Source organism: Proteus columbae, assembly GCF_002777965.1.
In the GTDB taxonomy this organism is placed as follows: Bacteria; Pseudomonadota; Gammaproteobacteria; order Enterobacterales; family Enterobacteriaceae; genus Proteus; species Proteus columbae.
This window is the reverse complement of sequence record NZ_NGVR01000005.1, coordinates 41,678-55,517: the sequence shown is the minus strand read 5'-3', so window position 1 is coordinate 55,517 and position 13,840 is coordinate 41,678. Positions and strand designations below refer to the sequence as shown.

Genomic DNA, 13,840 nt, shown 5'->3' with positions numbered 1-13,840 from the left:
AATTTAAATTTTTATTTAATATTATAACAATATTCTTTTTGTAATTTTTTATATTTTCTTTTCTTTAAGGTTTTAATGAAGTTATTTATATAAAATTTTAAATGAATAGATATTTCATGGGAAGATATAATAGTCATTATAAATGTGATTGGAAACGAAATAGGCATAAATTTATAGTTATAAAAATAATAACCAAGGTATATTTTTATAAAATTTATTGTTTGTGAATTAACGATAAATATAATTATCAATAAAATTATTGATTGTATCCATTTTTTTATTTGAAATAATTTTCTCTTCTTCTATAAAATCATAACTAAAAATTAGTTAACTTGTTGATATCTATAGATTACATTTTTGATATTTAATACCATGGTATTAATCTAAATCTGATTTTTTTTAAAATAACATATAGAAACGTAAAGTATTTTAAATTTAAAATATCGGAATAACCTTATTAACAGAATTAGTGAATATAAGTAATGTTACGGTTATTCAATAACAAATAGTTAAGTATTTTCAGTTTATGGTTTGATAGTTTATAAACTATAATTCGGTGCGTTATCGATGTAATCATCTAATGAAAGAAGGAGAGTAAAAGGATGATTAACACCAAAGTTGGAAATAGAATAAAAATGATAAGAAAACAATTGAAAATAACAGAAAATGAGATGTCTGAACGGTTGGGTATAAGTATGCTACATTATTCTCAATTAGAGGATGGACATTTAAAAATAACAGTAGATCAATTGATTAATATTTCTTATGTACTTGGTGTTACACCACAAAGTCTTATCTTAGAGGCTAAGAAAACAGACTTTATGGTTTTTGAGGATAAGCAGTCGATAACTCAACCAAGTGAAATAGTTATATTTAGAAAGAAGAAAGTGGTTTCAAAATAACACGGATATATTACTTGTTGATATTGAGTTCTGATAAATATATTGAGTCATTTTTTAGTTGTTTTAATTAAAATTCTATTTTTCAAAACTCAATAACTAATAACACAAAAGCCATCTTATTATTGGATGGCTTTTGTGTATTTAATGGCAGAGTGTTGTACCTGTTATATGATTTATAGCACCGTTTTTAATCAATAGTCTCTGCATATCTTTAAGATTATTTTGACAAGCATAGCTTAACGCACTGTGATTATAAGAAAATAATGACTTATCTTGCGTTGTCGTCACTAGGTTAACATCGGCACCTTCAGAAATAAGGTATTCTACGGTATCAAGGCGATTATTACTGGCTGCAATCATAATAAATGTTTCACCATCGCTCTCTACTCTTTGGTTATTGAGTTCAATATCACTTCTCATTAGGTCATGAATTTTTTTTACCACATTGACATTATTTCCTAATACTGCTGATTTAAAAACATTATAAACATCGTCTTTATCTGTAGCCCAAAGGTTCGCGCCTTGAGAGATAAGGTAATCAACCATCTCTTCGTCACCAATAAACGCAGCCCATCCCAGAGCTGTTTGCTCTAAACTTCCCGTGTCTTTCGCTTCAATATTTTGACCATTGGCAAGCATCTTTTTGACTTCATTTAAATCACCCTGTTTAACAGCATCAAACCATAGTGCATTTCTACCTGTACTTGGTGACGTATAGAATACTCGATGTGGTAAACGTGATTTATTAGCCAACTCAATCATATCAGAATAATTTGATTTAAAAGATTGATACTTGGGTGGATTATTTTCATTAATAATCAATGCTTGTGCGCCAAAAGAAACTAATGACAATGAAATAACAAACATTTTTATATTCATTTAAACACCTTACAATCTAAATAATTAACAAAACTTATTACAATTAGTTTATTAAAAATTAATATTTATTAGTGTTGGTAATTGAAACAGAATGTAAGTAAGATATATCTTATTAATACGTATTTTTAATAAAGATAAATCTTATTCATTGATTTGTTGCTTTAGTTATTAGATATACGTAGTTTTACTTGTTTTTTCTTGAATTTAATGAGGATTATTCTTTTTTTTCATTATATGACGATTTAATAATGTCATTTATTTATGGCTTTATCGCGTGATTTTATTATTATCTTATTTTTTTATTTTAATTTAAAGGCTGCTCTGTAATAACTCGTTACTTTTTAATGGATATTGCTATCATTATAAAAAATAGTGTAATTATGATGTTTTTGAGTTTTTAAATTTAAATTAATAATAGGTGATTTTGTCGATTTTATAATTTTTTCATCTTTGGATTCTAATGTTATTCTAATTAAATCTATAGAGCCAACAAAGATAGCTCCTCCATAAGGTGAACCCATAATACAACCACTTAATAAAATAACCATACTAATAAATATTAAATTCCTTATTAAATACATGTATTTCTTTATTTAGAACGTAATAACGAATATCGATTTAATAATTGTTTAAAATGATTATCTATTTGTTGATACTCATAGTCTGAAATTGCATTTTGTATTGGTTGTTTTTCAAGTAAGCGTAACTCTTCTTCTAAAGGTTTAGCTTGATTGAAATGTTGGCGAGCTTTGAAAATGATAGATTTTAATTCAGAGCCTGTAATGTAATTTTTAGGATTACCATCAAAGTTATCTAATCTTTGGCTTAATTTATCGAGTTCAGTCATACCTTTTGACCATTGATTGATTTGTTCATCAGTGGTGGCATTTATTTTTAGGTTATTTTTCCAAAGTAGTGTAAACGATAAAAGCTCTGGATTATCTTCATACTGCTCGTTCAAATAGCTGATGACTTCGAGACCATAACTTTGAGCCCATGTGGGAGAAAGTAATGTGAGTTCATCTAAACGTTGTTGTATCACGCTAATCTGCTCAGTATTGAGTGTCTTTGTTATATTTTTACCATTTGCAGTTTGTTGTTCAATAAGAGAGCCTGCGTGAGCATTAATGGTTGGAATATAAGGAAAAGCATCAATTAGATTATTGTTTTTTAATTCAGCTAACCAAAAATAAAATAGGATAACAAAAAATAAACTACTGGTTAATGTGCCAATTAAAATACCTCGCCATAGCTCCTGTCGATATATCTTTTTTACGGGAGGCTGTAATGAAATGGAGGAGGATATATAGGTTTTTGGTGACGTAATGCTTTCATTAGTATTAAGGGGCGTAGATGATGCAGATAAAGTTGTATCGATAATTTGAGCAGGGATCTCATTTTCTTTATTGATAGTAGAGGATAACTCGGGAGGATTAAAATTGCTATCTAATGTGTCTGCATTCTCTAATTGCCTAGCTTGAGCAATAATTAAGTTCTCTAGATAATCAAATTGAACAAGATGCTTAATTTCTAATATTTGAAGATGATGATTGATACTCTTTAATAACTCTTCAATTTGATAAAGGATAGACAAGTCAGAATAAACAAAAGCAGTTCCACGAATACCAGAAACTATCTGTTGGCTTAAGGACGAAAGAATATTGATACGAGTATGTGTTTGCACTGGCCATAGTGTTTGCCAATGTTGAGTCAATATTCTATGAGTAAGGTAAAGTCCTTCATTTAAACCATCAAGTCCAGCTTGATTCTGGTGGCATATAACAAACCAAGAAGCAGTTTGAAGATCGACACCATTTTGATTAAATAAAGAAATACACAATTCATGGACATATTGCCAATTAATATCTGGGCGCGCTGGATGAAAACGTTTATCAAGTTCTTCTTTAATAGCAAGAAATTGATTAAATACACGAGGATCACCTCCAATTGAAAGTGAATCTAAGTAAGAATTCATAGTTGCCTCAAGTTAATTTAAGGTCTAAAAAAATATAAAAATAAATCTAAATAAAAATTAAGAATAAGTAGAAGAAAATAATATCATGATAAATAAAATTGCTTTTTTAAATGGTGAAGAAATATTCTTCCATCAGGTGAAAATTCAGTACCATAGCGTATAAGTCCTCTTTCATGTAATTCAATATCTAAAGAATAACATAATTTTCCAAATTCATTTTCAGGTAATATACTTAGTGTGACTGATTTTATTCTAGGTTCATATTTTAGTAATGTTGTTGATAATATAGACATGACTTTATGTGAACTTCCCGGTAGTCCTTGAATTATTTTACTCATATCAGGTAAACCATAATCAGGCAGATGTTTTAGTGTTCCTGCTCGTGAATTTAATATTCTATGAATATTATCCATGACAGAAAGAATAACCTGATCTTCTTCTGATATAGAATCAACTGCTAATCCACCCGAAAAATAACCCGTTAGCATTTCATAGAGAGAGGGTTGTGGCATCGTTATTTTTTATCCAAAGGTTGTAATGTTAGTGTATTTTCAGTAAGCACAATTTTACGCGCTTTATCTGGATCGAATTCGTTTTTAGGAATAACAATCCGCCAGCTATTTTTAGCTTCATCAGGTGTATGAAACATTGTGGCAATAGCGACAAATTCAGTTTCTTTTTCCATTGGCATATCGAGAGAAATAGATTCACCAGGGCGAATACGTAAATCTTTTTGCGCTAATAAAGAAGATGTTAAAACATCGTTATTTTGATTAAACAGTGATAAATAATCGCTATCATTAAAAGTATCTGCTGATTTTAGTTGAAATACTCTAACAATAACGGAAAGTGATGAACCATTATCATCAGTATTAAGTGCTTCTCTTGCGGTAAAATCCAAATGCAATATTTTGATTTGTTTATAAAAAATAGATTTAGTTAAAGAGACTGTGCCATCACTGATGGTTTGAGTTAAACCACAACCTGCGATTGCAAACGTTAATATAAATAACAGTGCTAATCGGAGAGGGAAAGAAAGAAATGTTTGCGATTTAAAATTGATAATTGCCATATTCATCACTTTTATAATGTTGAGTGCGGGGTGTTAGATATTGATAAAGGCCAAGTCCAATGGTGATAAAAGATGTAGATAGCGTTTTTTCAATCTGGTTATGAGGCCGCATGACGGCGGTTCTACCTAACTGTACCCCTTGATTTTTAGATGTGCTCAATGTTGCATCAGGTAATAAATATCTAGGTAATGTTAAACGTAGTCGCGCATTAACTCTTGATCCCAAATAAACGCGAAGTAATGCCATAAAATCCTGATAAATGCTGCCATCAGGTAACCAACCTTTTGCTTCTTCCTTATTTTCAGTGTGTAGTTTTATTAATACTTGGCTATTTACATCAATAGCATAGCGACCTAAAACAGGTTTATTTTCTAATGTTATAGGTTGTGAGCACGACATGATTGTGAGAGTGTTGAGTGCAATTCTTCGAGGATCATGAGGTGTAATGCTGGCTTTTGTTGATGGTGCTAATAATTTTACTAATGCGCTAATGCCTTCAGCTGTACGTGTTGGTAAACGTAAGATCCCTAATAGCGCTAAAAAGCGAGATAAAGGTGATTGCACATGATTAGCACAACTTGGGATACCTAAACCAATTAAGCCATAAAGATATTGCGATGTTTTATCTGATCCTCCTTCTCCAAAAGTCGCAGGATAAGAATATTTGCGCCAGATCCGATAAAACTGAGTGGTAAGACGATGGTTAAAAATATCTAAAAAGTCAGTGAGTGAATCTGTGCCATCGCGGTATTGTGCAATATCGTCAAGGTAAGATGTTGGGAGTGGAGAGGTGATACCATAAAGCCCCAAAAATGTAGTATATAAACTTGGTATTGTACTTTTTCGGTATTTATCTAAGGGATCAGTTCCTTTGATCTCTGTGACAGGAAAACCCATGCCACGATGTGGGCGAAATCTAATAGGATCAGTTTTCGGATCAGGGGAACTTCCTAATTCAGGTAATTCGGGACTGGATTTTTCAAGTAATTGGCAAAAGCGATAGAAATTCACATAAGGTAATTTATCGCCTAACATCTGAATTAACGGGGCAGCTGTGGGTTGTGGCTTTCTTTCCATTGAATTCGTTTTCCTGTTGGTAAAATAATCAGTGTTAATTGATTAAAAAGATGAACATCAGCATAAAGTGCAAAAAAACGATTAAGCATTTCACCAAATAAATGAATATCACCTTCACCATTAAAACCATTGCTATCAATCGTGACTTCGATATCAATACCTCGTTGTAAAAAACCTTTCTCAAAGCGTTCAATTAAATGATGTTCGACATGAATAATGGCATCGAGTTTTCTGTGGTTCATATCATCATCTCGCCAATCATAAAGTGCGAGGGTACCTCGTAGCACTTCAGCATTATCCATCATGTTAAGAAAGCTAGAACCTAAGTGGCTTAGCACTCGCCAGTGGAAACGATCTTCTGAAGGAGGGTAAAGAGGAAGTGTTGGCTTACACAAATTACATACAACTAATGGGATCTGTAAGGTTTGTTCTGTTCTATCAAGTAAGGTGCTTTGCAATGCTTTGCGAGGTAATTGTCCATTGGTGCCTGTGAGTTGCAATGACAGGGTTTCTGTCTGAGTTACTAAATCAATTTGTTGTTGTTCTCCTCCTAATATAAGCCAAGTATCATGAAGACCCGTAACACCACGTTTCACTCGGGTATGATAATAACGTTCAGGAGCATTATGTCGTAACATACCACCACGATGGCGAAAGCTGGTAAAGGGTACATAAACCGCCTCATTTGTACGTTGAGAGCCATGTACGCTATCAACACTATAGATTTCAGTATGTCCATCTTGAACACGACGCGGTCGTAATAAATATTCGCTTTCCAATCCATTAACAGTCAGTGGATCGGCTTCTATATTAAAAAGGTTGATAACGGGTACGCAATGTAAACGTATATTTTCCTCATTTAATGTAAGAGAGTTATCCCACAATGTATTGAGAACAATATCTAATTCAAACTCAGATGTTTCTTCAGGAAAATGAATATCATCTAATCCATTAAGTGAAATAAACATAAACTTTTCACGAAAAGAAAAATATTCGAGTAATAATTGATAGCCACTAAATGTGGTATCTCCTTTAGGCCAGAGAGTGTCTGTATTCTTAAATCCTCCCGGTGAAAAATAGAGAGGGATTGCAATTCTATCTTTTGATTGAGGGAGTTTTAGATAGGTTTTTGTAACTTGTTTCGTTAATGCTAAATGCAGTGCATTGGTTGTCGGAATATCGCCAGATAAATAAAATGAAAGCGTATGAAGGCGCACTTCAGGCCAATTAATCATTTCACTACATTTAAATTTCAACCGGATAGTTGAACGCCCATCGGGTTCGGTAGTTAAATTTACAGCAACAATTTTTATTGGATTAAGTGTTAAATCTTGAGTTGTTCTATAGTGACAAATCGTTTTTTTAGGGCCGATAGGGCGAGAAAGAACCTCAAATTGAGCAGGTATTTTATCCGTCATTTTCATTTTTTGAATATCAGGGGCTAATTCAACAATGGATAATGAAGGGATTGTCTGTAAATAATGAGGCCACAATAAACTGACAAGACCTTCTGTTAACTCAGGTAAGTCATCATCAATTTTTTGTCTTAATTGTCCCATTGAGAAAGCAAAGCCTTCAAATAAACGTTCAACAAAAGGATCGGGTGTGCCTGCTTTATCTAAATCGAGCATTGCAGCTCTATCAGGATGTGCTTGTGCAAACTCTTTGGCGGCTTCTCTAAGATAGCGCATTTCTGCATCAAAATAGCGAAGGGTTAAATCATCCATTAATTTGATACCTTGATTTGTTGAGTAAAAGATTAGGAATATAAAATTGCAGAGCGAACGGGATCGATAGCTGTTAATTCGCTGAGTAACAGCTCCATCTGTTGTTCTATACGGGGTTTATCTGAGGTGTTACGTTGAATTTTTGCTCGGAAAAGATGAAGTTGTCGTGCTTTCACTTCAAAAATATAATCAGGTTCCCATTGTGTTAATGACATAGAAAGTGCTTTTTTATCGAGCTCACGTAATAAATTTAATGCCAGATCGTGGCGAGCAAATTGTTCTGCCACTCGCGCCATAATGAGGGTTAATAACCATTTTTGTCTTGAAGTGCTGATATCAGGGCGATGTTGTAGCCATTTTAGCGCAACTTCTATACCTTCATTATCCGCTTGTGTGATAGCTTCGGTTTCTAATGCCAATATTGGCTCATCGTCAGATTGATGAGAGTCACTATTTGATAGTCCTTGCATGGCATCAAAATTTTCTTCCATAACATGTTGTTTTATCCAACTTAATGTTACTTCATCGGCAAATGGCGTACCATCTTCCCATGATAATTTCTCTAAATCAGGAAGACGGGTAAGAAATTGTTTTAAATCGTTTTTTATAATATCAGACCATGCATTCCAAGGTGCTGGTGACTTACTGAGTGCTTGATAGAGATACCATTGCACATCTAACCAAAAATGGTTAACACCTTCTGCAAAAAGCTTATCAGCTTGCTCTGCCAGTTCACCCCAACTTTGTTGTAAATAGAGGCGCTTAAGTTGTGCCCTTGCATCGGTTCTTGGCGGAGAAAGGCGAGTACAACCTTGCTGATCTTGTGGTGGAAGTTGATGAAGCGTATCCCATCTCACCACTTTCATTAATCTATGCCCTGCTAACCAACCGCTAGGTTGATTTCGTAAGTAGTTAGCAAGCATTTTAGATTGATCTAATAATTCACGACCGGATTGTATTGTCTCTATTGGCGTACTTTGTGACAAAGAAGAAGACATTGAAGACGAGTTATAAGTAGGTTCATTTCGGCTGATATTTTGTGGTACTAATGAACTTGCCCCTCCAGATTGAGCAAGGCGTTTTTCGAGAGCTTGATGTAATCCCGTAAGTTGTGGCTTTTCAGCTTCATTCCATGTCTCAAGCTCCGTTTCAATGGTGGCTAATAAGGCGATAATACGAGAGAACTCATGACGATCAACTTCAGGATAAAGCGATAAGCTATCTAAAACGCGCTGACCTGATAACCACTCTAAAGCAGATTTTCGACTAGTGGCTCGGCTAGGTAATAACGTATCGCGATAGCGAATAAGCAATCCACTTAAAAGCCCTAAAGAATCGGCAAGCCCATGTTCACCTTCTTTGTGCAAGCGAGCCCAAATATAATAAGTGACAACGCGTACATCTTTGCAGGAATTGAGCAGTAACTTTTCAGCAAGTAAGCAAATTAGCTCTGTATCGGCACCAGAGAGCTTATTAACTTCTTCTTTCATTCGCTCAAAGTCATCTTCATAACTGGGATCATCACCCACAGGTTGATTAGGAGTAATCGGTAATAGCCAACGATCCCATAAAGTGATTTGTTGCTGAGCAAGTTGTTGTGCTTTGTTTGTATCATCAGCAAAGCATGATGAGATTAAGGTATCCAATAAGGACATAGTGAGCATATTTCCTTTTGAGATAGTAGGTTAATCCAAAAAGATCTTTTCCGGTAAAACGAAATTGCGCAGTTGCAAAAGTGCGATGGGGCCATCACCCATTTCTGTTCTTAAGGTGTAATTGAGTGACTGACCATTTAAGGTTTTCCAACGGACAGAATAACTGCTGGTGCTACCGGCATAAGGGGTAATATTGGCATCCTCCAATAAACGAATAATGCCCCAAACACCGCGATAATCACCATAAATACGTGTGCCTGTATTGGTTGTGATCCAACTGAGTGATGCGCCAGAGGTAACGGTATCCGCCGGCCAAACAAAACGTTGCCATTGCGGTTGTTGGTTATCATAGATAAGCGACTGTTTATCTATCATTAGATGGGTTTGCATAATATCGGGTGATGTACCTGGACGTAATTCAAAATAAAGTCGTGCTTCACCATTCGCAAAAACCACATCCCCTAAGTAGCTTAGTTTATCTAATGCTTTTAAGAACTCAGGATTAAAGGTTAAGCCTTGAGCATTGGTGGTATCGGGTACCCAGTGTGTCCCTTCTTTATGTAAAACACCGTTAAGGTGAGTCTCAAGAAAACGTTGGATACGACCATTATCAGGGCGTAAATATTGCGCCATTAAAGGAAGTGAGATGTCACTTTGCGTATTTTTGAGTGGATAGCGACCACCAAACGCGCTATTCCAATCATTAACAATCGCATTTCGCCATTGGGTGTTGATACCCTGTGAAGTTGGCGCTAATAACTGTTGCCATGCCTGAGATAGGGGTTGTACAAGCAGTGTTTTTCCAAAGCTGTTCCATTCTTGACCAAAGCTTGCGGCGATTAAGCTACCGTAATCTTGCGTTTCTGATAAATCGACTGTTTTTCCTTCAAAAACACTTCGAGCTAAGGCTTGAGACATCGCTTGTGGATCAGGGGCATTAACAACTTGTTGGAGTTTTAAGCGAACTCTTGTCACGCGTGTGAGATAAGCTTGTAAGCTTAATGCATCACTATTTTGTGCTGAAGATTGTGGATCAGTAAAGGCCAGTATCGGGGCAAAAACAGGCTCTAGAGGGCCGGTAAATTCTGCTTTTTGGCTAATTACAGGTTGTTGCTCTTTGCTTAATAAATCCTTAGCTGAGTTAACAAAAGAGTCTGCTAATTTTTCTTGTTGGCGGCCTGTTTTACCTTGATAAGAAAGCGTATTCATCAGCGCAATAATGGGAGATTGTCTGACATCGCTCATTAATGTGAGTTGATCAATGGTATCTGAGAGACTTTGCGTTTCTCGCCACTGCAAACCATTAAGGAAGCTTAACCAACTTCCTGAAAAATCATTAAAATAACGCTCAGTGAGATTTTGTTGCAATTTTTCAGGTGAGATATCAATATCAGTTTCTTTTTGTGTGTCACTTAATACCCAATCTATTTCTTCTCGCCTTTCATGAACGGCTTTTTTGATCGCAGGTTCAATCGATTCTTCCCAAGCTTTACGTGTAAAAATACCGGGTATGGTTTCAGAGGTGCTGAGTAAGAAACTGACATCGGTATCCCCCGTCATATCATTTAATGTTATATCCGCAAAGTTATGCTGAGCTTGTTGTAATATTTTTTGGTAAAGTGCGGACTCGCCATTGCGTTGACCAATTTGGCGTATAAGAATAGTTCGGCTTCCAGCGACTAAATTACGATTAGGCTTGATTGTCCATTCATTGTGATAAGGTAATTGAGCAGCATAGAAGGTTAATAGTTCTGTGCCTAATGTCTGCCATTCCCCTTCTTTTAATCCGTTATATTCAGGCCAAATACTTAATGCACTTTCGGTAAAAAAAGTGGGTTCGATGCGCGTTGGATCACTCATCATTAAATACGCTTTTAATGCTTGATAAGCGGATTGAGCACCTTCAATGCGTTCTGCGCTTTCAGGCGGAAACTGCATAAACGCGTGAAGATAATTTTCAAGATGCTGTTGGGTTGAATCACGTAATAACGGCAACATGGATTGACTATAAACAGGCCATAAGTGGCTGAGTAATTGGTTATTACAGCTTAGACCAAAGCGTAGCCAAAATGGAACAGACGTTTTTTCGCGATAACTCAATAAACCCAATGTTTGTTGTAAGCCATATTGAGCCTGTAAGCGGGCAAATTCAGATTGATGATTGTCTGTTGCCAGCTGTGCTTGTTGTTGGCTTTGGGTAATTAATTGGCGATTCATAAAATAAGAAACCACCATGCCAACTCCCCACAGTGTCATGGCAGTGGCAACGGTATATTGCAAAATCCGTTTTGAATTTAGACCTAAAGGGGATGCTTTTAATTCAGAGGGTAATTGTGAATTTGCTGTAAGCAGTGCTTTCCAATGGGGATCTGAAGTCCATTGATTATTTAGTGATAAAGTTGCAGACGTATTATCGTAAATAGGTGTACTAAAGAGCACTCCCGCAAAAGGTAATGAGCGATAACCCGATAAAAGCGGAGCCAAGTTATTCGCGAGTTTTTCACTGCCTTCATGCTGTAAAAAACGGGCTAAAGCCAGTAAATAGGTGTGTGTGTGATTGTGTAAGACCGCCTGTGTGCCTTGTTCCACTAATGCAGGCAAAAGCGTTTTTAAGTTATTAGAAAGTATTTCAGAAGTGGCTTTTAAAGGCACTGAATAAAGCACTGTGGGCGTTTCATTTGTCGTTATTTCACCGTTATTACTGATATTCCAAAGCCAAATGGGGGCTTGCCAGCGTAATTGGCGAAATAGCTGGTGGAAATAACGGCTTGCTGTGTCTGTATTGATTGGATTCAAGTGGTTAAATAAGGAATAACCCAGTGGTTGTTGCGATAAGCTATTTTCTGACACCCAAATAACCCCATCAAGTGGACGACGGTGGCGCAGTTGTTTTAAATCTTGAATTAAACTTTCATCAATACTTTGATTGATATCGCCACCATAAATAAGCAACGTGCCATTGTTTTCTTGCCAGATATCTGTTGTTAGGTTAGGGGTGTGTTTTTCGACAGAAAGGGGCGTGCCGATAAGGAGTATGCGTATTAAATTTTTTGAATTACGATGACCATATTGTTTAAATATATCATCAATAAATGAATTATTTTGTTTGTTTATTTCTGGTAATGTTTTTGTATTATATAAGAAAGGTTTACTGAGTAATGGAATAACTTTCTTCCATCCATAAATAAAAAATGGAAAAGCTAATAATAAAGCTATCCAACTGGAAAAAGTAAAAAATATAATTTCTTTAGGGGAGTAATCTGTTTCTAAGATCTCATTACCAAAAAGATAATAAAGTATACTTAATGTAAAAAGGGATATTGTAAGAATAACAGTATAAATAATAAATAAATCCCGAGTTGAAGAAAGCTTATCATTGATTTTCATCTTTATGAATAACCCCTGCTATATATTGATTGTTATAATATCCTGAAATCCATCCACAGCTACTAATGTCGTTATTCATACAATGTAGAACAGAAAATGAAATAGCTAAAAATGGTGATGAGCAACTACTGTTACCAAAGTAATCTTGTACGATATTATCGGCTGAATAGAGTTGTGTTGATAAAAAAGAATAAGATGCTTGAGTATCAATCGATATATTTACTTCTGGTGAGTTTTCTATCCCTGAATATTTCATTATTTGAGATGCTAACTCATTAGTGTTTTCATTATTTGATACTTCACAACGATGTAAATAGTAAGCATCTTTATTTGGAAATATTGTCCATAAAAAACCGGTTTCAGCCAATCTACCTGTATTGATGTCATCAAAAATATTAGAACCACCAACAAGGTTATAATACTTAGCTTTATAGTGAAGATAATAATTATCAATAATGGTATCTAATGTGTTTACTGAGTCAATAAATATAGTTTTTAGTGGTGGTAAAATATGGTGACTTTTTAGATGCTCAATAAATTTATTTAGGCTGGATTGACTCCCTTTCCAATAAATATTATCGATTTTAATATTGTCTATGTTGTTTTCTTCTCCATTTATAAAATGATCTGCCAGTAATTTAGCCATCATTTCTTCTCTATTTTTTTTATTTCCGATAAGTGCAGAGCAAGGAATGCGCTCTTGACCATCTTCTATTATAGGAAGTGGTGAAACAGGTCTAATTTTTAAAACTTGATGCCATTTATGTTGATTCTCACCAAGAGAGCCGATAATAATTGCGTCTTTTATGGGGATTGAAGCACTATGGTATAACCACCATTTTTTATTATCATCATCGAATTGTTTTTTAAATAAGTTATTGTTGTGATTATTTAATGTTTTTAAAAAAAGATAAATTAAAAATAAAAATGATGAAATAAAAATGGGAATGAAAATGCTGGATATTAAAATAAAATATTTATTTTCTACTTTACTGTTTGATGAAATAACATTGGTAACAAATAAAGATAAACCAATAAGGATAAGCATCCATTTTAATAACTTTTTCCAATTTATTGGTTTATCTTGTGAAAACTCAGGGTAACGCGGAGGGTATCTCACGAAAAATCTCCTGATTTTTTAAAGATAGAATTTAAATAAATAGGG

At 34.6% G+C, this 13,840-nt stretch carries 11 protein-coding genes; 1 reads left to right on the top strand and 10 read right to left on the bottom strand.

Annotated features, from left to right (window positions below; genetic code table 11):
- Positions 1-602: 602 nt before the first annotated feature.
- On the top strand, positions 603-902 hold the full coding sequence (locus CBE70_RS01390) for a helix-turn-helix domain-containing protein (protein ID WP_100157907.1): 300 nt from the start codon (positions 603-605) through the stop codon (positions 900-902).
- Positions 903-1,043: 141 nt separating this feature from the next.
- On the opposite strand, the gene CBE70_RS01385 is transcribed toward CBE70_RS01390, so the two are convergent.
- The 10 genes from CBE70_RS01385 to CBE70_RS01340 all read right to left on the bottom strand — a co-directional run bounded on the left by CBE70_RS01385 (position 1,044) and on the right by CBE70_RS01340 (position 13,795).
- Entirely contained in the window at positions 1,044-1,781 is a 738-nt protein-coding gene (locus CBE70_RS01385) for an ankyrin repeat domain-containing protein (protein ID WP_198585675.1), read from the bottom strand.
- A gap of 341 nt (positions 1,782-2,122) precedes the next feature.
- Entirely contained in the window at positions 2,123-2,302 is a 180-nt protein-coding gene (locus CBE70_RS01380; protein ID WP_157925986.1) for a hypothetical protein, read from the bottom strand.
- A 68-nt stretch (positions 2,303-2,370) separates the two neighbouring features.
- The gene (locus CBE70_RS01375) at positions 2,371-3,756 is read right to left on the bottom strand and encodes a VasL domain-containing protein (RefSeq protein WP_100157905.1); all 1,386 of its coding nucleotides are present in this window, start codon (positions 3,754-3,756) and stop codon (positions 2,371-2,373) included.
- Between the two features lie 83 nt (positions 3,757-3,839).
- Positions 3,840-4,268, bottom strand: coding sequence for a type VI secretion system baseplate subunit TssE (gene tssE, locus CBE70_RS01370; protein WP_100157904.1), 429 nt, complete (start codon positions 4,266-4,268; stop codon positions 3,840-3,842).
- Positions 4,269-4,270: 2 nt separating this feature from the next.
- Positions 4,271-4,834, bottom strand: a complete 564-nt coding sequence (gene tssJ / locus CBE70_RS01365; RefSeq protein ID WP_198585674.1) for a type VI secretion system lipoprotein TssJ — start codon at positions 4,832-4,834, stop codon at positions 4,271-4,273.
- On the bottom strand, positions 4,809-5,906 hold the full coding sequence (gene tssG, locus CBE70_RS01360) for a type VI secretion system baseplate subunit TssG (protein WP_100157902.1): 1,098 nt from the start codon (positions 5,904-5,906) through the stop codon (positions 4,809-4,811). Before tssG ends, tssJ begins: the two co-directional genes overlap by 26 nt.
- Complete coding sequence (tssF, locus tag CBE70_RS01355; RefSeq protein ID WP_100157901.1) at positions 5,870-7,633, bottom strand: type VI secretion system baseplate subunit TssF; 1,764 nt, start codon at positions 7,631-7,633, stop codon at positions 5,870-5,872. Before tssF ends, tssG begins: the two co-directional genes overlap by 37 nt.
- 32 nt (positions 7,634-7,665) lie before the next feature.
- On the bottom strand, positions 7,666-9,288 hold the full coding sequence (tssA, locus tag CBE70_RS01350) for a type VI secretion system protein TssA (RefSeq protein WP_100157900.1): 1,623 nt from the start codon (positions 9,286-9,288) through the stop codon (positions 7,666-7,668).
- A gap of 30 nt (positions 9,289-9,318) precedes the next feature.
- A complete protein-coding gene (locus CBE70_RS01345; RefSeq protein ID WP_100157899.1) occupies positions 9,319-12,675 on the bottom strand; it encodes an ImcF-related family protein in 3,357 nt (1,118 codons plus the stop codon).
- Complete coding sequence (locus tag CBE70_RS01340) at positions 12,662-13,795, bottom strand: hypothetical protein (protein WP_100157898.1); 1,134 nt, start codon at positions 13,793-13,795, stop codon at positions 12,662-12,664. Before CBE70_RS01340 ends, CBE70_RS01345 begins: the two co-directional genes overlap by 14 nt.
- Positions 13,796-13,840: the final 45 nt, after the last annotated feature.

What these genes read in the sequence shown, in the direction of transcription:
- CBE70_RS01385 (WP_198585675.1), bottom strand. Translation starts at nt 1,781, where the DNA reads ATGAATATAAAAATGTTTGTTATTTCATTGTCATTAGTTTCTTTTGGC.
- CBE70_RS01380 (WP_157925986.1), bottom strand. Translation starts at nt 2,302, where the DNA reads ATGGGTTCACCTTATGGAGGAGCTATCTTTGTTGGCTCTATAGATTTA.
- tssJ (WP_198585674.1), bottom strand. Translation starts at nt 4,834, where the DNA reads ATGAATATGGCAATTATCAATTTTAAATCGCAAACATTTCTTTCTTTC.
- tssG (WP_100157902.1), bottom strand. Translation starts at nt 5,906, where the DNA reads ATGGAAAGAAAGCCACAACCCACAGCTGCCCCGTTAATTCAGATGTTA.
- tssE (WP_100157904.1), bottom strand. Translation starts at nt 4,268, where the DNA reads ATGCCACAACCCTCTCTCTATGAAATGCTAACGGGTTATTTTTCGGGT.
- tssA (WP_100157900.1), bottom strand. Translation starts at nt 9,288, where the DNA reads ATGTCCTTATTGGATACCTTAATCTCATCATGCTTTGCTGATGATACA.
- CBE70_RS01375 (WP_100157905.1), bottom strand. Translation starts at nt 3,756, where the DNA reads ATGAATTCTTACTTAGATTCACTTTCAATTGGAGGTGATCCTCGTGTA.
- CBE70_RS01390 (WP_100157907.1), top strand. Translation starts at nt 603, where the DNA reads ATGATTAACACCAAAGTTGGAAATAGAATAAAAATGATAAGAAAACAA.
- CBE70_RS01345 (WP_100157899.1), bottom strand. Translation starts at nt 12,675, where the DNA reads ATGAAAATCAATGATAAGCTTTCTTCAACTCGGGATTTATTTATTATT.
- tssF (WP_100157901.1), bottom strand. Translation starts at nt 7,633, where the DNA reads ATGGATGATTTAACCCTTCGCTATTTTGATGCAGAAATGCGCTATCTT.